At 35.2% G+C, this 22,602-nt stretch carries 14 protein-coding genes; 7 read left to right on the top strand and 7 right to left on the bottom strand.

All coding sequences use genetic code 11. From position 1 onward, the window contains the following. The first annotated feature begins 54 nt into the window (after window positions 1-54). The 5 genes from BUR19_RS08825 to pgl all read left to right on the top strand — a co-directional run bounded on the left by BUR19_RS08825 (window position 55) and on the right by pgl (window position 11,235). Entirely contained in the window at window positions 55-5,082 is a 5,028-nt protein-coding gene (locus BUR19_RS08825; RefSeq protein WP_074234905.1) for a translocation/assembly module TamB domain-containing protein, read from the top strand. A 2-nt stretch (window positions 5,083-5,084) separates the two neighbouring features. Continuing rightward, on the top strand, window positions 5,085-7,451 hold the full coding sequence (gene tamL, locus BUR19_RS08820) for a translocation and assembly module lipoprotein TamL (protein ID WP_074235616.1): 2,367 nt from the start codon (window positions 5,085-5,087) through the stop codon (window positions 7,449-7,451). 143 nt (window positions 7,452-7,594) lie between these two features. Further along, complete coding sequence (gndA, locus tag BUR19_RS08815; protein WP_074234903.1) at window positions 7,595-9,013, top strand: NADP-dependent phosphogluconate dehydrogenase; 1,419 nt, start codon at window positions 7,595-7,597, stop codon at window positions 9,011-9,013. A 13-nt stretch (window positions 9,014-9,026) separates the two neighbouring features. Then, window positions 9,027-10,508, top strand: a complete 1,482-nt coding sequence (gene zwf, locus BUR19_RS08810) for a glucose-6-phosphate dehydrogenase (RefSeq protein ID WP_074234901.1) — start codon at window positions 9,027-9,029, stop codon at window positions 10,506-10,508. Between the two features lie 16 nt (window positions 10,509-10,524). Then, window positions 10,525-11,235, top strand: coding sequence for a 6-phosphogluconolactonase (pgl, locus tag BUR19_RS08805; protein ID WP_074234899.1), 711 nt, complete (start codon window positions 10,525-10,527; stop codon window positions 11,233-11,235). Window positions 11,236-11,305: 70 nt separating this feature from the next. On the opposite strand, the gene BUR19_RS08800 is transcribed toward pgl, so the two are convergent. Continuing rightward, entirely contained in the window at window positions 11,306-12,913 is a 1,608-nt protein-coding gene (locus BUR19_RS08800; protein ID WP_074235615.1) for a S8/S53 family peptidase, read from the bottom strand. A 143-nt stretch (window positions 12,914-13,056) separates the two neighbouring features. On the opposite strand from BUR19_RS08800, the gene BUR19_RS08795 reads away from it, so the two are divergent. Further along, the gene (locus BUR19_RS08795; protein WP_074234897.1) at window positions 13,057-14,187 is read left to right on the top strand and encodes a DegT/DnrJ/EryC1/StrS family aminotransferase; all 1,131 of its coding nucleotides are present in this window, start codon (window positions 13,057-13,059) and stop codon (window positions 14,185-14,187) included. 22 nt (window positions 14,188-14,209) lie between these two features. Continuing rightward, the gene (gene galE, locus BUR19_RS08790; protein ID WP_074234896.1) at window positions 14,210-15,229 is read left to right on the top strand and encodes a UDP-glucose 4-epimerase GalE; all 1,020 of its coding nucleotides are present in this window, start codon (window positions 14,210-14,212) and stop codon (window positions 15,227-15,229) included. Window positions 15,230-15,261: 32 nt separating this feature from the next. Here the strand turns inward: galE and BUR19_RS08785 are convergent, their stop codons facing one another. The 6 genes from BUR19_RS08785 to BUR19_RS08760 form a co-directional block, all read right to left on the bottom strand. Then, window positions 15,262-15,918: an NAD(P)H-binding protein gene (locus BUR19_RS08785; protein WP_074234894.1), complete on the bottom strand. Its 657-nt coding sequence runs from the start codon at window positions 15,916-15,918 to the stop codon at window positions 15,262-15,264. A gap of 154 nt (window positions 15,919-16,072) precedes the next feature. Beyond that, a complete protein-coding gene (gene idi, locus BUR19_RS08780) occupies window positions 16,073-16,582 on the bottom strand; it encodes an isopentenyl-diphosphate Delta-isomerase (RefSeq protein WP_074234892.1) in 510 nt (169 codons plus the stop codon). A 308-nt stretch (window positions 16,583-16,890) separates the two neighbouring features. Continuing rightward, entirely contained in the window at window positions 16,891-17,664 is a 774-nt protein-coding gene (gene rsmA, locus BUR19_RS08775) for a 16S rRNA (adenine(1518)-N(6)/adenine(1519)-N(6))-dimethyltransferase RsmA (RefSeq protein WP_074235614.1), read from the bottom strand. Window positions 17,665-17,803: 139 nt separating this feature from the next. After that, the gene (locus BUR19_RS08770) at window positions 17,804-18,931 is read right to left on the bottom strand and encodes a lactonase family protein (RefSeq protein ID WP_074234890.1); all 1,128 of its coding nucleotides are present in this window, start codon (window positions 18,929-18,931) and stop codon (window positions 17,804-17,806) included. Window positions 18,932-18,994: 63 nt separating this feature from the next. Continuing rightward, window positions 18,995-21,310: a DUF5686 family protein gene (locus BUR19_RS08765; protein WP_083600710.1), complete on the bottom strand. Its 2,316-nt coding sequence runs from the start codon at window positions 21,308-21,310 to the stop codon at window positions 18,995-18,997. A gap of 55 nt (window positions 21,311-21,365) precedes the next feature. Then, entirely contained in the window at window positions 21,366-22,478 is a 1,113-nt protein-coding gene (locus tag BUR19_RS08760; RefSeq protein WP_074234888.1) for a lactonase family protein, read from the bottom strand. Window positions 22,479-22,602: the final 124 nt, after the last annotated feature.

Below are 22,602 nucleotides of genomic sequence, written 5' to 3'. Positions count from 1 at the left end.
GAACTTAATAATAGTACAGTATTTGCTATCTTGTATCTATAAAACTATTAAGGTTTGAAAAAACTCAACAAAAGAAAAATTCTTAAACGCATTCTTGTAACCATTATTTCCATATTGGTTTTTTTTATTGTACTTATTTTTAGTCTCAGGCTTCCATTTTTTCAGAATATGATAAAGGATAGATTAATCGTTTATCTGGAAGGAAAAATCAAAACTAAAGTCTCCCTTGAAAAAGTTTACATAGGCTTTCCAAACAGTTTGGTCATGGAAAATCTGTATTTGCAAGGCCAGGATGTGGATACGCTTTTATCAGCAAAGAAGCTAGATGTAGGACTCGATATGTGGCAGTTGATTAAGTCTAAAGCTGATCTTACGTCAATTGATTTGGAAGGCGTTCGTGCGAATGTTGTCCGTAATCCACAAGGAAAATTCAATTTCGATTATATTATTGATGCTTTTGCAACTTCGGAAAAGGAAGAAAGTCCATCTAAGCCTTTCATTATTTCTTTGGATAAAATTAAATTGAAAGATATTGGATTATCATTCAATGATCAGCAATCCAAAAATGATATCAATCTTTACTTCAAATCTTTTGATACAAGAGTTAAAACATTTGACCTTCAAAATAATTCCTACGCTGTTAATGACATCAATCTTGATGGTTTAAAATTAAAACTAAAGCAGGATTTGATAGAAGAAGTCTCTAAAAATGTGGAGAAAAAAGTTGATTCCCTCAACCAGAAAAAGCCGATGAAATTAGGTCTGAATGGAATAAAACTGACTAATTTCAATATCGATTATGGCGATGATAATACGAAGACATTTGCAAAGGTTCTTTTCAAAGAATTAAGTACCAAAGTGAACAGTATCGATCTTGACAATAATAATTATGACGTTGGGAATGTTTATCTGACAGGTGCCAATATCAATGCCAATTTATTTCTTCCAGCTTCTAATGCAAATTCTCAAAAAGAAGAAAAACCTGAAGTTTCAAAAGGTTCTGACAAGGAAAAAGCAATGAAAGTCCTTCTTGGAAAACTGATTCTGGATGATGTAAAAGTCGCTTATAATAACACAGCTGTTGCACCAACCAAAAGCGGGATGGATTTCAATCATCTTAATTTTGGAAAATTCAATCTTGATATCCGTGATTTCAAAATGGAAAACAATGGTTTTGCAGGAACTGTAAAATCTGCAGAAATTCAGGAAGCGAGAGGTTTGGATGTTCAGAAATTCAATACAGATTTTGTGTATGCCGAGAAAGAAGTTTATCTGAAAAATCTTTATCTGCAAACATCAAAAACTATTTTGAGAGACGAAGTTGTTGTTAATTATAATTCCATTGAGCAATTATCAGCTAATCCTGGCGCTGTGAAAATTTCAGCCAATATAGAAAATTCCAAAATCGGATTTTCTGATATTCTGAATCTCGTTCCGACGCTTAGAAATACAGCACCGTTTAACAAATATCCCAATGCAGTTCTCAATGTCAATGCTAATGTGAAAGGTCTTGTTAATGATTTATTGATTAACGATTTGAAAGTTTCCGGTTTAGATCAATTGCGAGTTGCGGCTTCCGGCAGAATCAAAAATGCGATGAATCCTGATAATTTGTATTACGATTTGAAAATTGGCGAACTGGCTTCATCCGGAAAAACAGTTTTCAATCTGGTACCGAAAGGAACTATTCCGTCCAACATTTCTTTGCCTTCACATTTCAGCATCAAAGGTTTTGCAAAAGGCACGACGAAAGTTGTGAATACGAATCTGACTTTATATTCGACTTTGGGAAATGCCGGAATTATTGCGAATGTCGATATGCGCAGAAAAAATCGTGAATTGTATGATGTAAAAGCCAATCTTCAGAATTTGCAAATTGGAAAAATTATTCAGAATAAAGATTTAGGCCCAATCACAGCTCAGGTTGCTGCCAAAGGTGAAAGTTTTGATTTCAAAAATGCAAATGCGGATTTGAAAGGCAATGTTCAATCTGCGGTTTATAAAGGTTACCGCTACCAAAATATGAATTTGGTTGGAAAAATTAACCGTGGCGCTTACAATATCAACTTAGTTTCAAAAGATCCGAATGCGAATCTTCATCTCACAGCTTCAGGTATTTATGATGATAAAAATCCGACAGTTAAAATCAATGGAAACATTAATAAATTAGATTTAAATAAATTAGGGTTTTACAGTTCACCAATGATTATCGCGGGTGGAATTGACGGCGATTTCAAAAGTCTTGATCCAGATAATCTCAACGGTTATCTCAATCTGCAGGACTTTGCAATTTCTGATACCAAAGAAATCTATCCGATTCAGGAAATTAAACTGAATGCTATTTCTACTGCGGATTCAACCAAGATTCAATTCAATTCTCAGATTGCAGATTTTGAACTGAATGGAAAATATAAGCTGACTCAAATTTTCGGAGCATTGTCTCAGACAATTAATCAATATTATCAATTCCAGAAACCTGACAAAATATCAAAAATAGATGCAGGACAATATTTTACGCTGAATGCAACCATTAAAAATGATGACTTGATAAGGAAATTTGTTCCGGATTTGAAAAGTTTTGAAACGATTAATATCACAGGAAATTATAATGCAGATTCTCAAGTTATAGAATTGGATGCGAAAATTCCGCAAGTGGTTTATGGAGCTAATACTTTGGAAAATACAAACTTGAAGGTGACCAATCAAAATCAGGCTTTGCAGTATAATCTGGATGTTGCAGCTCTCAAAAGTGAAAGTTTTGCCGTCAATAAAGTCAATATAAACGGCGATGTTGCGGATAATATCATCAATTATAACATCACGACAAAAGACGAAAAAGATGCAACACAATTTCTGATTGCCGGAAATGCAAAATCGCTTAACGACATCACGGAAATCTCACTCAATCCAAACGGTTTGAAACTGAACTATATGGATTGGACTGTTGCTGAAGATAACAAAATCCAAATAGGAAGTCAGGGAATTTTTGCGGACAATTTCAGATTATCTAATGCTGGTAGCGAGATTTTACTACAATCGGAAAGTAATTCTCAAAACAGTCCGCTAAATGTTTCGCTAAAGGATTTTAAGATAGAAACGATTACAGAAATCATCAAGAAAGATTCATTGTTAGCAAAAGGAACGATTAACGGAACAGCGCAGTTGAAGAATTTGACCAAAAAAATGACTTTCACTTCTGATATTGATGTGACTGATTTATTCGTCTTTGGAAGTCCGGTTGGGAATCTTGATATCAAAGTTGACAATCAAACTGCCGATATTCTGAATGCGAATATTGCCCTTTCTGGCAATGATAATGATGTGAAAATTACAGGAAATTATAATACTTCCGCAAGTTCTTTTGATATGAATCTGGCAATGAATCAGCTTCAGATGAAAACGCTCCAAGGTTTCACGATGAACGCGATTACCAATACGGAAGGTTATCTGTCCGGAGATCTTAAAATTACAGGAATAGCTACTGAACCAAGAATTCTTGGCGATATTAAAATGAATAACGTTGGATTAATGATTGCGCAAACTGGAAGTGATTTCAGAAAAATTGATGATAAAATTTCATTCACCAATAGAGGAATTGAGTTTGATGATTTCAAAATCAATGATAAAGATGGTAATTCTTTAAAAATTGATGGACAAGTTTTAACGCAGACTTACAGGGATTTTGCTTTCAATCTTGATGTTAATGCAAGAGATTTTAAAGTTGTGAATTCTGAAAAATCGAATGATGCAATGATGTACGGAATCTTGTCAATTGATGCTGCTTTGAAAGTCCGTGGAAACTTAGACCTTCCAAAAGTGGACGGAAGATTGGCGGTTTCTGATGATACAGATTTTACATTTGTTCTTCCACAATCTAGTCCGGCTTTGCAAGATAGAGATGGGATTGTAGAATTTATCGACCGAGACCAGATTGCATTGAACAAAACCATTGTCGCAGATTCTTTGAAAACCGAAAATAAAATCAAAGGAATGGATGTGAGCGTGAATATCGAAGTCAGCAAAGAAGCGAAAATGTCTGTGGTAATTGACAAAGCCAACGGTGATTTTGTAAACATTCAAGGTGATGCAGAGTTGACTGGCGGAATTGATCCTTCCGGAAAGGTAACTTTGGTCGGCGTTTATGAAGTTGAAAAAGGAAGCTACGATATGACGGTAAGTTTGTTGAAACGCAAGTTCGAAATTCAAAAAGGTAGCACGATTACTTGGACTGGCGAACCGACTGCGGCAACGCTCAACATTACCGCCGTTTATAAGACTGAAACGGCGCCTTTGGATTTGGTTCAGCAACAAATAAGCGGTGAAAGTGCGGCGAATCTGAATCAATACAAACAAAGAATGGAGTTCAATACTCTGCTTAAAATGAATGGCGAATTGTTGAAACCAGTCATTTCTTTTGATATTACGACAGCCGAGAAAAATAATTCGATTTCATCTAATGTGAAAGATGTTGTGGACCAAAAACTGACTCAACTAAGAACGGACGAAAACGAAATGAACAAGCAGGTTTTTGCTTTGCTTTTATTGAATAGATTCATCGGTGAAAATCCATTTGAAAACAGCGCAGGACTTTCTACGGAAGCAATGGCGCGACAAAGTGTGAGTAAAATCCTATCTCAACAACTGAATAATCTGGCTTCGGATTTGGTAAAAGGTGTTGATCTTAATTTGGATTTAGAATCTTCTGAAGATTATTCCACAGGAAACAAAAATACCCGAACAGACTTGAATGTCGATATCAGTAAAAAATTATTGAATGACCGATTGAAAGTCTCTGTTGGAAGTAACTTCGGGTTGGAAGGCGATGCCAGACAAAACGAAAATACGACCAATATCGCAGGCGATGTTACCGTAGATTACAGCCTTTCCAAAGATGGCAGATATATGTTGAGGGCGTATCGTAAAAACGAATATCAGGTGGCGTTGCAAGGGCAGATTGTAGAAACAGGATTAGGTTTTATCATCACTTTGGATTATGATAAATTCCGTGAGATTTTCCAGAGTGCCAAAAAGGAAAAGAGAAGAAGAGAAAAAAACAATAACCAAGCTGTAGAATTTAAATAATGATGATTAAGAATAATATCAAGTTCAAATCCGTAATTGCTGTTTCAACTTTGGCAATATTTTCTTCCTGCAGTAATACCAAATTTCTGAAAGAAGGCCAAATGCTCTATACTGGCGCAGAAGTGAAAGTGGAAGGAGACAGTATTTCCAAAAAACAGAAAAAAGCTTTGAAAGCAGAATTAGAGGACGAACTGACACCAAAACCGAACTCCAGTTTTCTCGGATTAAGGCCAAAATTGTACGCTTATAATATTGCCAAAGAACCTAAGAAAGATAAAGGATTTAACTATTGGCTAAAGTACAAATTTGGGGAAAAACCAGTTTTGTTGGGTGATGTTGATAAGGAATTTAATAAAGATATTATTGTCAATTATTCTGAGAACAAAGGTTATTTCAATGCTCAGGCGAAGTACGATACGATTTCGAAAAATAAGAAAGCTCGTGTTATTTATACTTTAAATCCCAAAAGTCAATATCTGATCAGTCAGGTAAAATTTCAGGAAGATTCTACTTTGATTAATAAGGAAATTCAGAATTTGAAAGACAAGTCCCTTTTGAAAGTCGGAAATCCATTTGATTTAGGTGTAATCAAAGCCGAAAGAGAAAGGATTGATAATGGGTTGAAGGAGAAAGGTTTCTATTATTTCAGTCCAGATAATTTGATTATTCAGGCAGATAGCACCGTGGCGAAAAATCATAAAGTAGAACTGAATGTCAAATTAAAAGATCAGACGCCAGATTTAGCAAAAGAACAATTTTCGATTGATAATGTCATCGTTTTTCCTAATTACAATATCCGTGATGTTAAGGAAGGGAAATACCAAATCCCGATGGATAAAGATTCTCTTTCCAAATATGCCTACGGCGATATCTATGTCATCGATTCCGAACATAAATTCAAACCAAAGATTTTCGACCGTGCTTTGTACTTTAAAAAAGGAGATATTTATAATAGAGCAGACCACAATCTGACTTTAAACCGACTGATCAGTTTAGGTGTTTTCAAATTTGTAAAAAATGACTTTATCGTTTCCGATTCTCTGAATCATAAATTTGATGCCTATTATTCTTTGACCCCGAGACAAATTCAGTCTTTGAGATTAGAAACGCTAGGAAGAACCAATTCCGCCAATTACGGTGGAGGAGAAGTCAATCTCAACTGGACACACCGGAATTTTTTCCGCGGAGCAGAACAGTTCAAAGCTTCGGTTTATGGCGCTTTTGATGTTCAGATGGGTGGCGCAAAAGATGCGAATAATATCATCCGTGTTGGCGCGAAAACTCAACTTTCAATTCCGAGAATCGTTGCGCCTTTCCGTTTCAATTCTTCCAGTGCGTTTGTGCCAAGAACCAATATCGCATTAGGTTACGAATACCAAAGCCGTACGGAGTTGTACACTTTGCATAATTTCAATGCATCTTTTGGCTATGTTTGGAAAGAAAATGTACGGAAAGAACACGATCTTAAGGTTATTGATATCACAATGGTTGCACCTCAGACAATTACAGATAAGTATAGAGAACAAATTGATGGTAATCCGGAAAAAGGCATTCCACCGAACCCAACTTTGGGAAGAGTAGTAGAGAAACAATTGATATTTGGACCAACTTATACTTACACTTATACCAATACAACTTCACCTCAAACCAATACGTTTTACTATAGAGGAATGCTGGATTTGGCAGGGAACATCACTGGACTTGTAACCGGAGCCAATGCGAAAAAGGGCGATCAGAAAGATGTTTTCGGAGTTCCTTTCAGTCAATATGCGAAGATGGAACACGATTTCAGATTCTATCATAAATTCAATGAGAAAACGTCTTTTGCATCCAGAATTATTGCCGGTTTAGCATATCCTTACGGAAATTCAGAATTTGTACCTTATTCCAGACAGTTTTTTGTAGGTGGAAGTAACAGTATCCGAGCTTTCCGTGCAAGAACTCTTGGGCCTGGAAGTTATGATCCGAGAACTCAGAATGCCAGTTTCTATTTTGATCAGGCAGGCGATGTCAAATTGGAAATGAATGCAGAATACCGTGCTAATATTGTTAAATTCCTAAATGTTGCTGCTTTTGTGGACGCTGGTAATATCTGGTTAATCAATGATGAGATCAATGCACAAGGACAAATTACAAGACCAGGAGGAAAATTTTCAAAAGATTTCCTGAATGAGTTAGCCGTTGGAGCAGGAGTTGGATTAAGGTTAGATTTTTCGATATTAATTTTGAGATTGGATTTGGCAATGCCTTTAAGAGTTCCTTATTATGAAAAAGGGGATCGTTGGGTTCTGGACAGAATCAAATTCGGTGACAGTTCCTGGCGAAAAGATAATCTGATCCTGAATATTGCGATTGGTTATCCTTTCTAAATAAATGATTTAACACAAAATAAATTCAATAATAGATATTGGATATGTAAAAGAATGGGATTTTCCATTCTTTTATTGTTTTCGGTCGATTTCAATTCCGTAAATTTATGCTTTGTAAAATTTAAATCAATCTAAATTTAAAAATGGAAAAGTATAATTACGGGATGATTGGTCTCGGAGTGATGGGGAGAAATCTTCTTTACAATATTGCTGAAAATGGTTTTTCTATCGCGGGATTTGACCTCGATGATGAAAAAGTAAAACATTTGCAGGATGGTGCAACTTCTAAAATGAAAGTCAAAGGAACAGTTTCTTTGGAGGAATTTGTGACTGCTTTAGAAACACCAAGAAAAATAATTCTAATGGTTCCAGCAGGAAAACCTGTTGATGCGGTTCTAGGAAATATCACGCCACTTTTGAGCAAAGGTGATATCGTTATCGATGCAGGAAATTCTTACTTTGAAGATACAAACAGAAGGATTTCTGACCTAGCTGCAAAAGATTTACATTTTGTAGGAATGGGCGTTTCAGGCGGTGAAAAAGGCGCAAGAAAAGGGCCAAGTATTATGCCTGGCGGAGATTTGGAAGCGTTCAAACTTCTGAAACCAATGCTGGAAGCTATCGCAGCAAAAGTAGACGGAGAAGCTTGTACAGCGTATATGGGCAAAGGTTCTGCTGGAAATTATGTAAAAATGGTTCACAACGGCATCGAATATGCAATTATGCAACTCATCAGCGAAGCATACGACCTTTTAAGAAAAGGCGCCAATCTTAACAACGAACAACTTTATGAAGTTTTCAAAAAATGGAATGAAGGTGAAATGAATTCTTTCTTGATTGAAATCACAAGAGATATTTTCCAACAAAAAGATGATTTGACCAATGCTTATTTGGTTGATAAAATCTTAGATAAAGCTGGCGCAAAAGGCACCGGAAAATGGACTTCTGAACAAGCGATGGAAATCGGAGTTTCTATTCCGACGATAGATATTGCGGTAACTTCCAGAATTTTGTCTGCGTATAAAGATGAGAGGGTTTTGGCTTCCAAATTATATTCTGAAAAGGAAATTTCAATTCCGGAAAATGTAGAATCATTTATCCAAGAAGTTGGGGATGCTTTGTATTTAGCGACATTGATTAGTTATGCTCAAGGTCTGGCATTATTAGTAAAAGCTTCTGAAGAATACAACTTTGAAATTCCATTAAAAGATGTGGTTAAAATCTGGAGAGGTGGCTGTATCATCCGCTCTGTATTGTTAGAGAAATTCTATACTGCATATTCTGCAGACCCGAATTTATCAAATATTTTATTGAATCAAGAGATTTCTGAAATCGTAAAATCGAGAATTCAATCTCTAAGAAAAACGGCAAGTTTCGCTGTTGAAAGCGGAATTTCAAGTTTAGGACTTCAAACAGCTTTAGGTTATTTTGATGCTTATACTACAGAATCTCTTCCGGTGAATTTGATTCAGGCTCAGCGTGATTATTTCGGAGCGCATACTTACCAACGTGTGGATAGAGAAGGCGTTTTTCACACAACTTGGAATTCTTCAAATCAATAAATTCAGGAAAAAAATGAGTGAAAATAAAATCCTGCAACCAACTACGATTATCATTTTTGGTGCAACCGGAGATTTAGCTAAAAGAAAATTGTTTCCTGCGTTTTACAATTTGTATATCGATGGCAGAATGCCTGAGCGTTTCAATATTGTAGCTTTGGGAAGAGCAGAAAATACGGACGAAAAATTCAGAGATTACATCAAAGAAAATCTGAATGAATTTTCCCGAAAAGATGTGACGTCAGAAGATTGGAAAGGTTTTGAGTCGCATTTGACCTACTTCCAACATCAATTGGATGAGCAGCAATCTTACCAAGACCTCAGTCAAAAATTGCAGACTTTCGATATTGATTATGGCACCAGAGCCAACAGATTATTTTATCTTTCGATTGCGCCTAATTTTATAGAAACGATTTCCAATCATATCAAAAATACTTTTCTGGCTTCTGACGCAAGTAAGGATAGAATTATTATTGAGAAACCTTTCGGACATAGCAAAGCTTCTGCGATTGAACTTAATACACTTTTGTCACAGACTTTTCAAGAAGAACAAATTTATCGTATTGATCATTATTTAGGAAAAGAAACGGTTCAAAATATCCTAACATTCAGATTTGGAAATTCGATTTTCGAGCCTTTGTGGAATCAGAAATATATTGAATCAATTCAAATAACTGTAGCTGAAGAAGTTGGCGTTGAAACTCGAGGCGCTTTTTACGAACAAACTGGTGCGCTGAAAGATATGGTTCAGAATCATTTGCTTCAAATTCTTTGTATGGTGGCGATGGAACCACCGGCTTCCTTGGAATCGGGAGAAATAAGAGACAGAAAAGTAGATGTTCTGAAATCGATTCGCAGAATCACACCAGATAAAGTTTCGCATTATGCAGTCAGAGGACAATATGGACCAGGAATGATTAATGGCACTGAGGTAAAAGGTTACCGTCAGGAAAATGGAATTGCTGAAGATTCTAACACAGAGACTTTTGTGGCAATGAAATTTTATCTGGATAATGAGAGATGGCAAAACGTCCCTTTTTATGTGAGAACGGGGAAAAAAATGGAAAAGAAACATTCTTATATTACCATCCAATTCCGTCCACTCCCAACATCTACATTCTCTAACAGTCCGTTTGAATTATCAGCAAACAGATTGATTATCAACATTCAGCCTTCTATGGATATTCGTCTTCAGTTTATGAGCAAAAAGCCGGGACTTTCTTTGGAATTGAAGCCTGTGGAAATGGTCTTTAATGATTTTGCTTGTCAGGAAGATAGTCCGGAAGCTTATGAAACACTTTTACTGGAAGCACTTTTAGGTGATCTAACTTTGTTTATGCGATCTGACCAGGTAGAAGAAGCTTGGGATGTTGTGAAAACAATTCAGGAATATTGGGAAAATAATAAAGAACTGTCTTTCCCGAATTATCAGGCAGGAAGCTGGGGGCCAGAAGGTAGCGATGCTTTAGTCAAAAGACAGGGGCACAAATGGGTTTAATTTTTAACTGACGAGAATGAACATTACAGTATTTAAAAATCTGGAAGAATTATATCAAAAATCGGCTGATACATTTGTTGAACTTGCTGAAAAATCAATTCAAAAACACGGCAAATTTGTAGTTGCTTTAAGTGGTGGTTCTTCTCCAAAAGCTATTTTTAAATTATTAGCAACCAAAGAATATGCTGATAAAATAGAATGGAACAAAATCTATTTCTTTTGGGTTGATGAACGGTGGGTATCTTTAGACGATGATAAAAGCAATGCGAAAATGACTTTTGAAACATTGTTGAATCAAGTTCCGGTAAATAAAAGTCGGATTTTTCCAATGTACAAAGATGGAGTAGAACCTCAGGAATTTGCGAAAGAATATGAACTGCAAATCAGAAATGTTTTAGGAAATGAAGGTGTTTTCGATTTTATTCTTTTGGGAATGGGAGATGATGGTCATACAGCATCTCTATTTCCAGGCGAAGAAATCTTGAATGAAAAAGAAAAATGGGTTGATGCTTATTATCTGAAATCTCAGGAAATGTACCGTATCACTTTGACAGAACCAATTATTAATAAAGCAGAAAACATTCTGGTTGTAGCATTTGGAGAATCCAAAAAACACGCGCTAAATGAAGTTTTGAACGGAGAATATAATCCGCAATTATATCCGCTTCAACTTATCAATAAAAAAGAAACATTTCAGGTTTTTACAGATGAAAAAGCCTTGAATTAATCAATTTATTTACATAAAAAAACGGTCAATAGAAATACTATTGACCATTTTATTTAGTTAAATACCGAATTTATTCTTTAATAAATTTCTCAATAATGTCTCCAGAATCAGTCTTTATTTTTAGAAGATAATTTCCTTTTGATAATTGAGAAACATTAATCTTAGTATAAGTATCTTTTTTTATTAATCTTCCCAAAGCATCATAGATTTCGACAGACTTTATGGATTTATCAGAAGTAATATTAATAAAGTCTTTCACTGGGTTTGGATAAACTTTAATATTAGTTTTAGTGATATCCTTTAAACCTAAAGTCTGATAAGTTTTATAGAAATTCAGAATTCCATAACCTCTTTGTGCAGAATAGTTCGGATACAGAGAAGCATTTTGTCTTAATTTTATTTTAATTTCTTCTCTGGATATATTGTTTGATAAGGATTGTAAGAGACAAGCAACACCGCCGGCAGCAAGTGGATTTGAAAGAGAAGTTCCACTTGCTTGCGTAACATCGTCAGCATAAACAGTATAAGTAGAAAAACCTCTTGCACTGGCATCAGGTTTTATTACACCTATTGAGTTGGGTCCATAAGAAGAAAAAGCGGCGGCGCTTCCTTGATCATTTACAGCTCCAATTGAAAATACCCTTTCATTATCTGCTGGAGTTCCTATGTATTTCCAATTTTGTTGTCCGCTATTTCCAGCAGAAGCGGTTACAAAAATGCCTTTTTCTGTAGCAATTTGAGCACCTCTTGCAATGAAAGAAGTTGTTCCGTTCATATCAGCATAAGTGTAATCATATCTGCTATCATCAAACTCAGTATAACCTAACGAGGTTGAGATTACATCAACACCTTTTCTGTCAGCTTCTTCTGCCGCTTCTATCCAATAAAGTTCCTCTTCAGGGATTTCGTTTGCCGCATCTTCGGTCGCATACAGATAAAAGTTAGCGTCTGGAGCAGTTCCAACAAATTGATTATCCAGATATCCACCAATAGTCCCCATGCAAATTGTTCCATGTGAATTCAGAGAACTACTATATATATCATTGGTTTTATTGATAAAATTATATCCACCTTTGATTTGACCATTATCACGAAGTCTTTGGAATGCACTTCCAGTATCTACAGTTGGAAAACCAGTGTCAATTACTGCAATGGTTATCCCGGTTCCTGTAAAACCAGCTACGTGAAGAGCTCTAATATTAACCTGATTAATTTGAGCTAGACCATCTCCATAATTATAAGTTGTTAAAATGTTTTTCTCCGTATTCTCTATATCAAATTCTTTAAATTTTTCAATCTTTTCACTACGTTTTCTACCATTCGGATTTTTGACAAAACTTTCCACATGATCTACATATGACTGTTGAGATAAAGTTTGGATTTGAGCAGAAGTAGCATTCACAGCAACACCATTCAGCCATTTAGAATAATCAGTAACCGTAAATCCAAGATTTTTAATATTCTGAATATATGTTGGCTCTATCGGAGCGTCTTGATCTGTTAAACTTATTCCAAGATTGATTCTCCTGTTAAGAGATTTCTGAGTTAATTCTGATAAAGGGTTGGAATAAAAAGAAGCTTTATTCGGTTTGTCTTTGAAGAAAACAAAGACCAATTCGGTTTGAGCAGTTGCAACTAACGAAAAGCAGACTGACAAAATTGTAAAGATTTTTCTCACGTTTAGGGGAATTAGATTTTTTAAACTGATAAATAAATGTAAATTTACAAAATAATGTTTTTGCATTTGAAATCGCATTCAAGAATTATTAAAACTAATATTGATAATGATTTTCAGATGCTTTTAATAATAAATATTTGATTATGAAGAAAATCCAAATGGTCGATTTACAAAGCCAATATTATAAAATCAAAAGTGAAGTTGACAATGCAGTTTTAAATGTGATGGATTCTGCGGCTTTTATAAATGGTCCGGAAGTCAAATCCTTCCAATCAGATTTGGAAACTTATTTGGATGTAAAACACGTGATTCCTTGTGCCAACGGGACAGATGCACTTCAAATTGCCTTGATGGCTTTGGATTTGAAAGAAGGTGATGAAATTATCACTGCAGATTTTACTTTTGCTGCAACCGTAGAAGTCATTCATTTATTGAAATTGAAATCCGTTTTGGTAGATGTAGATTATGATACTTTTACCATCGACACAGAATCAATCAAAAAAGCAATTACACCAAAAACTAAAGCCATAATTCCTGTTCACCTTTTCGGACAATGTGGGAATATGGAAGAAATCCTGAAAATTGCTAAAGAACACAATCTTTATGTTGTTGAAGATAATGCTCAGGCAATTGGTGCAGATTTTATTTTTTCTGACGGAACTGAAAAAAAATCTGGAACCATCGGAACCATCGGAACTACGTCATTTTTTCCATCTAAAAACTTAGGCTGTTACGGAGACGGAGGCGCTATTTTTACTAATGATGACGAATTAGCCCACAGACTGAGAGGAATCGTAAACCACGGGATGTACGAGCGTTATTACCACGACGAAGTTGGGGTTAATTCCAGGTTAGACAGTATTCAGGCTGCAATCTTGAGAAAAAAATTGCCAAATCTTGATTCTTACAACGAAGCTAGAAGAAAAGCGGCAGATTATTATGATGAAGCTTTTGCTGGCAATGAAAATATTTTGACTCCAAAAAGAGCAGAGAATTCAACACACGTTTTTCATCAGTATACATTAAGAATAACAAATGGAAAACGTAATGAATTACAACAATACTTAACAGAGAAAGAAATTCCTGCAATGATTTATTATCCGGTAGCGCTTAGAAAACAGAAAGCTTATTTCCAAGATAGTAATCCTGCAGATTTTGTGAATACTGATAAATTGCTTGACCAAGTAATTTCTTTGCCAATGCACACAGAATTGGATGAGGAGCAGTTGAAATATATTACAGATTCTGTTTTGGAATTTTTTGCGAAAAACTAATTCATAACTTATAATTAATTAAATGTCCATACTCGTAACAGGCGGCTTAGGTTACATCGGTTCACATACGGTTGTAGAACTTATTAATCATAATTTTGATGTCATCATTGTAGATGATTTGTCAAATTCAGAAAAATTTATCCTTGATAATATCGAGGAAATCACAGGGAAAAGACCCATTTTCTATCCTTTTGATCTTAGAAGAAAAGAACTATTACAGCAAGTTTTCGAAGCACACGATATCGAAGGTTGTATCAATTTTGCAGCTTCAAAAGCAGTGGGAGAGAGTATGACTGAACCTTTAAAATATTATGAGAACAATTTGTTTTCATTGATTAATGTCCTTCAGGAATTTAAAGAAAGAAATATTTCTAACTTTATTTTCAGTTCATCCTGTACAGTTTACGGCCAAGCGGATCAAATGCCGATTGACGAGAATACACCTCTCAAAGAAGCCGAATCTTCTTACGGAAAAACCAAACAAATGGGAGAGGATATCCTAAAAGATTTTTCTCGAGCCTATAACAAAAGAGTTACTCTATTAAGATATTTCAATCCGATTGGCGCGCATCCAACAGCATTATTAGGAGAATTGCCGTCAGGAATTCCAAATAATCTCGTTCCTTATGTTACGCAGACTGCTGCAGGAATCAGAGAGAAATTGAGCGTTTGGGGTGATGATTATCCTACAGAAGATGGAACAGCTATTCGTGACTATATTTATGTTGTAGATTTGGCGAAAGCTCACGTTGCAGCTTTACAAAAACTGATGCATTCGGACGAGGAAACAGTTTTGGATATTTATAATTTGGGAACAGGAAAAGGTTCTTCGGTTTTAGAAGTGGTAAAAGCTTTTGAATTAGCAAATGATGTAGCGGTTCCTTACCAGATTTGCCCAAGAAGAGAAGGCGATATTACGATTGCATATGCTAATGCTGACAAAGCTGAAAAAGAACTCCATTGGAAATCAGAAACAACTTTGGAAGAAGCGCTCAAAACCACTTGGGAATGGCAGAAATATCTGAAAGACAGAAATAATTAAAAATAAAATCCAATCAAATCAGATTGGATTTTTTATTGTGTTTTCTTCTCGGCAAAACTGAAAATATTATGAAGTTTTATTTCCGAAAAACTATTGGATTTAATCTTTGATGCAACAATCATCGCTTTGGCTAATACAGAAGTTGGTAAAGGCTGTTGACTTTTGAATAGCCCTAATTTATTAAGGAATTTAATTGCTTTCAAACCTGTGATTTCAGCACTTCTATCGCTGTTTTTTCGTTCCAGCATTCCGGGTTTGAAGATAGTAGTTTTATCGAATTTCAGATTTTTTACAGCTTCTTCCAATTCGCCTTTTATTCTGGAATAGAAGATTTTAGAATCAGGATTGGCGCCATATGCGGAAACCAAAATGTAATCTTCGACCTGATTTTCTTTTGCTGCTTTAGCAAAATTAAATTGATAATCATAATCAATTACTTTTTGATTTTCTTTACTTCCTGCAGATTTCAGAGTTGTTCCAAGACAAGAAAAAGCAACATCGCCTTTCACAAGGTATTTCCATTCTTCTGGATGGTCAAAATCTACAACGTGTGCTTTGACTTTTTCATTATGAAAATCAGAACGTCGTCTCACAAAAATATCGATTTGCTCGAAGTCAGCATCTTCACAAAGTTGATTCACAAGGTCATTTCCTGTAGCGCCGGTTGCACCAATTACCAAAGCTTTCATAAATAGAGATTTGATAATAAAGTTAAGCAATATTTTCGGGTTTAGAAATATTATAATTTTCTCAAAGATCTAGCGATTCATCAAAACTTTTTAATCTGCAAAATCGGCTTGATTTGCGAGAAAAAATATTCAATAATTTTTTTTGATTAAATTTCTAATTCAGCTGATTACGATATTCATCCCAAATGATTTTGAACCATTCCGTAAAGTGATCTGGATTTTCAGAAATTTCCTGTTGTAAATCAGCAATAGAAACATACCGAATTTCCGAAACTTCCTCAGGATTCAAATCAAATTCTCCATCAAAGTTTCCTGTAAAAACATAATCCAACTCGTGTTCCCAAAGTCCTTCTCCAACATCCGCTTTATAAATAAAATGGAATTTTTCCGTCAACTCACAGTCAATTCCCAGTTCTTCTTTGATCCGTCTTTTCGCCGCATCCAGATAAGATTCGTTCAATCTTGGGTGTGAACAACAAGCGTTGGTCCATTGGTTGGGCGAATGGTATTTCTCTTCAGCGCGCTTCTGCAAAAGCATTTCTCCCTTTTCGTTGAACAGAAAAACCGAAAAAGCACGATGCAAAAGTCCATTTTCATGCGCCTGCATTTTTTCCATTTGTCCCAAAACTTCATCCTGAGGATTGACCAATACCACTTTTTCCATACCACAAAAATAAGAATTTTAGAATTAATTTTTAGGAGCTTAATCCCGCTTTCCGCTATATCTTTTTTGTCTTAGAAGTTCTTGTCATCAAAACAATGTTTCCAGTTAAGACAAAAAAGGATGCCGCTGCAATCGGGGCTATGGGTTTTGTTTTTTATTAGAACATTTACTCAAGAACACAAGGTTTGTCATTCCGTAGGAATCTCAGCGGTTTAGATTTCTGCGGAATGACAAAATTCCTGCTGAATTATTATAGAAATTTGAAATGAAATCAGCCGAATCAGCTCAATCTGCGAGAAAATAGAATTCTACAAACTACTTTTCCACTCATTCGTAAAAGCAATAAAATCAGCAACAGACAATTCTTCCGCTCGGATGTCAAGGAAAGGATGAGATTTAATATTTTCAGGAATACCAAGAACTTTCAAAGCATTGCTCATTTTTTTCCGTCTTTGTCCAAATCCAGCTTTCACGATTTGTTTAAAGAGAACTTCATTTCCAGCCAATCCTTCTTTCAGATTTCGCGTCATTCGGATGACACCGGATTTTACTTTTGGAGGCGGATTGAACACATTTTCGTGAACCGTAAAAAGATATTCCACATCGTAATAAGCCTGAACCAAAACTGACAAGATTCCGTAATCTTTTGTTCTTGGTTTTGCAGCGGTTCTTTCCGCCACTTCTTTCTGGAACATTCCGCTCATTTCCGGAACATATTGGAAATTGTCAATGATTTTAAACAAAATCTGAGACGAAATATTATAAGGGAAATTCCCAATCACAGCCAATTCCTCGCCACCAAAAACCATCGGAATATCAGTTTTCAGAAAATCGCCAACGAAATGCTGTTCTTCTAATTTCGGATAATGTTTTTTAAGATAATCGATGGACTCGTTATCAATCTCCGCAACGTAAGTTTCAACGTCTTTTTCCAGAAGGAATTTTGTAAGAACACCCATTCCTGGACCAACTTCCAAAACTTTTTTATAACCTTCTAAAGAAAGCGAATCTACAATGTTTCGTGCGATATTCTGGTCTGTAAGAAAATGCTGACCAAGATGTTTTTTTGCTCTAACGTCCAATTCCGATTTTTTTGCAAAGATAGAATTATATTTAACGCAAAGGCGCAAGAATAGTTTCTAACGGGTAAAAAGAAGTCGCAAAAGTTTTCCTTTACGACTTATTTAGGCTAAAGGCAAGTAGCCAATTGCTATCAAATAATCAATACATCTTCGTCTTCACGCAAGTCACATTTTTGATTTTCACTGGTTTTCCCACTTTCTTCAACATTCCGGTTTCTGAATTTCTTTTGAAAACGGTTACATCTTGCGAAATAACATTCGTCACAATAATGAATTTCCCAGTTTCATCTATCGCAAAAGTTCTTGGATGTTTTCCTTTTGTTTTTTGATAGCCGATAGATTCTAGTTTTCCATCATTTAAAACTTTGAAAATCGCAATATTGTTTTCATTTCCTCTATTAGTCGCATATAGGAATTTTCCGTCTGGCGAAATATGAACATCCGAGCTCTCAAAACCTTCTTTGATTTTATCAGGATGCGTCGCAATTCTCTGGATTTCTTTCAGCCTGTTATCAGAAAAATCATAAACCGAAATCATCCCAGCCAATTCCTCAATAGAATAAGTCAGTTTTCCATCTTTGCTAAAAATGATGTGTCTTGGGCCGCTTCCGGGTTTGGTATTAATGAAAGTACTTTGGCTATCTATCAAAGGTTGTTTCTGATTGGCATCGAAAGGATATTGTAAAATTTTGTCAGCGCCCAAATCTGCAACGAGCAAAGTCTTGTAATCTGGTGAAAAAACGACAGAATGTGTATGTGCTTTTTCCTGTCTTTTAGGATTTATACCACTTCCTTCTGTGAATGTAAAATGTTGCGCTATCGAATCTATTTTTCCATTTTCAAGAATTGGAAAAACCGAAATCGTTGGAATATTGTAAGTCGCATTAATCAACCATTTTCCACTTTTATCAACATTCACATAAACCGGATTTTCGCCACCTGTTTTTTGTTGATTAAGGAATGTTAATGATTTTTTGTCAGCATCAAAAGCAAAAGCACTCACTGTTCCGTAGTTCGGAGTTTTTGCGTCGGATGAGGCGTAAACATATTTTCCATCGTTAGAAATTGTGATGTAACCAGGATTGATGACATCAGAAGACGACGCAACTTTGGTCAGCTTTCCTGTTTCTGTATTAAGTTCGTAAACATAAACCGCTTCTGAACCTTTCTCCCAATTATATGAACCAAAAAATACAAATTCTCTTTGAGAATATAAATTTGTGAAAATTAAGAAACTTAAGAGTAGAGCGATTTTTTGGATTTTCATTGATGAAATTTTGATTGAGAAATTAGATTTATTACAGACTTAATCTGCTTAGTCACAAATTTCCTAAAAATTCATCTGGAAACCAAACTGAACACCAAATTTTCTTACATCGGTATTTGCGGTTGTTTTATGATTTAAGTAATTTCCTCTCCAGTTAAAATCGACTCTCAATATTCTGAAATTGCCCCAACCAATATTCTCAATTCCAAAACCATATTCGTAGTAAGGTTTTTCAGGAGCGCTTAGGCTCATATTTCCAGCATTCATCATTATGGATTCTTGCTTCAGACTTCCAACGCCAGAACGGAAAAACGCAACTTCTCTTAATTTAAGCTTTTTAATCAAAGGAATTTGTGATAAAATTTTCCCATTGAAGTGATGTTCCAAAAACAAAACAGCATAAGAATCTGCTACAAATTCATAATAATTCATCAAAGAGAAAACACCGCGAACTAATCCATAAGATTGGTTGGCAGGCATCACATTTTGCAAAGCGAGTGGAAGTGCATCAAAGTTTTTACCGGCCTCCACATTCGCAAATAATCTTCCCCAATTTCCTAAAATAACGGGTTGATAATAATAGAATTGTAATTTGTTATAATTAAAATCAGAATTAAAAACACCACCAACTCCTTTTGTGTATTTTAAAATCAAAGTTGGATTAGTGGCTAAAGCCGTCATTTCGTAACGATCAACGCCATAAGTGGAAAATTTGATTCCAGGTCTTGCAATAATTGTTGCTGTGAATCTCGTGTCATTCAAATCTGATCGTAAAACGCCGCCTCTGTAATAATTGATGTTGAACAAGTTAGAATCTGCAGATTCGATGCTTTGTTGGGTCGCATCCAGACGTAATTGGATGTTTTTCCAAGGTTCGATACTCGTATAGATATTACTTTGTTTCACAGAACTCATAGAAGTCGTTTCTCCACTGTTAAGGACAGAAGAGGAAGCGAAAGATCTTGTCATAATTCCCTCGTCCGTAGTCAACTGAACGCCTAATTGTAAAACGTCTTTTCTAAAACCCGCACCAACCTGAAAACGATCGGTTTTATTGAACATATATTTTGCTTCACCACCAAATTTCCATTTTTGGTCTCGGAAACCGTAAGCTGTGTACGCCTGGATTCGCCACATATCGTTCTTTCCACGATAAGTTCTGAAACCGCCTCTAAGCCTGGTTCCTTCTATATCATTATAACCAAAAGACTGGAAAATATTCCCGAAATCAATGCCACTTTTTCCAATAGGAATGTAACCCGAGTTTCCTATTTCAATGATTTTAACAACTTTTTTGTACTTCGGATTATGTTCTAATTCGTCGTACATTTTGTATATATTCTGTTGACTAGTTGTTAGCGGTTCAGTTCTATTAACTTGCCAATACTCTTCGTCCTTAGCAACCATTTCGTCTTCGGGAACAACAATTTTGTTGAGGAAATCATCTGTTAATCCTTTATCAAACTGATAATCGGAATAGTTGGCAACCCTTTTTGCAAGCACATATTTTGCTTTTTCCTTATCATTAAGAACCAATTGCAAGGTCGTTTCGTTTCTGATTGGGATAAAAGTAGAATCGTCTGGATTATCGAATTCCAAATCTGTGGCAATGTTTTTTACGAAATTAATATTGATTTTTTTATTCGTTTCCATCTCCACTTTCATTACATTGTACTTGTCCATAGAAATGTAAAGTCGTCCTTTCAGAGCCAATGCATCAGGATTTTTAGGCGTGAATCGAATCTCGTAAGAACGAACAGTATTAACCTCAATCGTATCCGTAATATTATAATCGAAAATACCAAAACCATCGGTAGAAACTGGACTTACAAAACCAATATTCAGATAATTAATCGTGTTGTCATAAATATTGATGTCCTGATACATATTTTGTATTGTTTTGGAAACAATTTGATTATTCTTCAAACCAGAAAGTCTCGTTGCAACCAGATCTTTACGTTCTTTCTTTGGACCATTTTTACCATAGACATTGAAAATGCTTTCTGTTATGAAGATAGGAAGAACCGCTTTTCCCGCAATCTCGGAAGAATCATTGTATTTGAAAATGATAGAATCCATTCCGCGAAACGCTTTTTTCTTGGTAAAAGCACTGTCGATATTATCAAGACGAAAATCGATTTTCTCGTAAGTTTTGTATTGATAATCTTTGTGGAGCAGAAGTCCGTTTGATTTTTTCTTTTTCCAGACTTGCTGCATAATAGCATAAGCCGGATTTTCTTTTTTGTTCTTATATTTTTTAACGCCTTTGATAACGACGTCTTCGATTTGGTTTTCTTTTTCATTTTGTGAGAAAAGTAAACCATTTATTAAAATCAGAAATAAGGTAAGGATAAATTTTTTATCAAGCATCGATTTCATCAAGCATTAATCTATTAGAACTGTGTTTTGTTTAAAATATTGTTTAGCTGTAAAATTATTTACCTTTTTCATAGAAAATGACGTTCACAGGAGCACAAACGGGAATCGACTTATTAGTTGGAGTCAATTCGCCGGTTTTCAAATCTCTACTGAAAATATTGATTCTATTGGTGTCTTGGTTAGCTATCAAAACCAATTTGTTATTGGGGCTGATGGCAAAATTCCGTGGGTTTCTGCCAGTTGTTTTACTTTGCTGAATTTTCTTCACTTTTCCATCTTCCAAGATTTTGAAAGTCGTAATATCGTCGGCATCATCACGATTGGTAACGTATAAAAATTTTTCATTGTCCGATAAATGAATATCCGCCGCTCTGAAATTGAACCTAACTTTTCTGGATAACAAAGTTTCTTCCTGAATTAATTCAATCTTACCTTCATTAAAACTTAGAACAGATAAATCACCACTCAATTCCTGAACAAGATAAATTAATTTTCCACTTTTATCAAACGCAATATGTCTTGGTCCAGAACCTTTCTTTGTATCAAATTCTCCAACTTTTTCCAGAACTTTTTCGCCAGTTTTGTTGTATTTGAAAACATAAATTTTATCCAAACCTAAATCAGTTGCCAAAACATATTTTCCATCCTGAGAAAACTGAACCTGATGAATGTGCGATTTTTCCTGTCTTTTTGGATTCACGCCAACACCTTCGAATTTTATATTCTGAAAAACATCGGACAATTTTCCATCCGTATAACGTTTGAAAACATTAATGCTTCCGCCGGAATAATTCGCAACAATTAAATTTTGGTCATCGGAAATCAAGAAACACGGGTCTTCACCTTGCGTTTTACGTTCATCTTTTTTGATTAGAGTTCCATTCTGTTCGTCAATAGAAAAAGAAGTGATTGTACTTTTGTCGCCATTTTCGTTGACAGAAAAAAGAAATTTTTTATCTGGACTAAGGCTTACAAAACTTGGATTGATAATATTTTCTGTATGATATTTGAGGTTATATTTATAAGTGTTTTCATCAAAATCGAAAATGTGAATTCCGCCACTGCTGCACTTTTCACTGTTGGTGTAAGTTCCTACGATAATCGTATTCTGTGCAGATAAATTAGCCATAAATATTGTTGAGAAAATAAAACTATTCCAGATTTTCATTCTATTGAGGACTGTATTTTTAGATAAAATTTAAAATTTCGCCCGAATTTATTACAATAAAAATTAAGCCAAAGGTCTTTTATGAATAATTAACTTTATTTTGGAGGAAATGTCAGCAAATTTG

The organism is Epilithonimonas zeae (assembly GCF_900141765.1).
Taxonomy (GTDB): domain Bacteria; phylum Bacteroidota; class Bacteroidia; order Flavobacteriales; family Weeksellaceae; genus Epilithonimonas; species Epilithonimonas zeae.
The sequence above is the reverse complement of the archived record's forward strand: the minus strand, read 5'-3'. Positions and strand labels throughout refer to the sequence as shown.

Bases quoted from the DNA above. Each gene is read 5' to 3' on its own strand.
- tamL (WP_074235616.1), top strand. From the start codon at position 5,085: ATGATTAAGAATAATATCAAGTTCAAATCCGTAATTGCTGTTTCAACT.
- gndA (WP_074234903.1), top strand. From the start codon at position 7,595: ATGGAAAAGTATAATTACGGGATGATTGGTCTCGGAGTGATGGGGAGA.
- zwf (WP_074234901.1), top strand. From the start codon at position 9,027: ATGAGTGAAAATAAAATCCTGCAACCAACTACGATTATCATTTTTGGT.
- pgl (WP_074234899.1), top strand. From the start codon at position 10,525: ATGAACATTACAGTATTTAAAAATCTGGAAGAATTATATCAAAAATCG.
- BUR19_RS08795 (WP_074234897.1), top strand. From the start codon at position 13,057: ATGAAGAAAATCCAAATGGTCGATTTACAAAGCCAATATTATAAAATC.
- galE (WP_074234896.1), top strand. From the start codon at position 14,210: ATGTCCATACTCGTAACAGGCGGCTTAGGTTACATCGGTTCACATACG.
- BUR19_RS08785 (WP_074234894.1), bottom strand. From the start codon at position 15,918: ATGAAAGCTTTGGTAATTGGTGCAACCGGCGCTACAGGAAATGACCTT.
- idi (WP_074234892.1), bottom strand. From the start codon at position 16,582: ATGGAAAAAGTGGTATTGGTCAATCCTCAGGATGAAGTTTTGGGACAA.
- BUR19_RS08770 (WP_074234890.1), bottom strand. From the start codon at position 18,931: ATGAAAATCCAAAAAATCGCTCTACTCTTAAGTTTCTTAATTTTCACA.
- BUR19_RS08765 (WP_083600710.1), bottom strand. From the start codon at position 21,310: ATGAAATCGATGCTTGATAAAAAATTTATCCTTACCTTATTTCTGATT.
- BUR19_RS08760 (WP_074234888.1), bottom strand. From the start codon at position 22,478: ATGAAAATCTGGAATAGTTTTATTTTCTCAACAATATTTATGGCTAAT.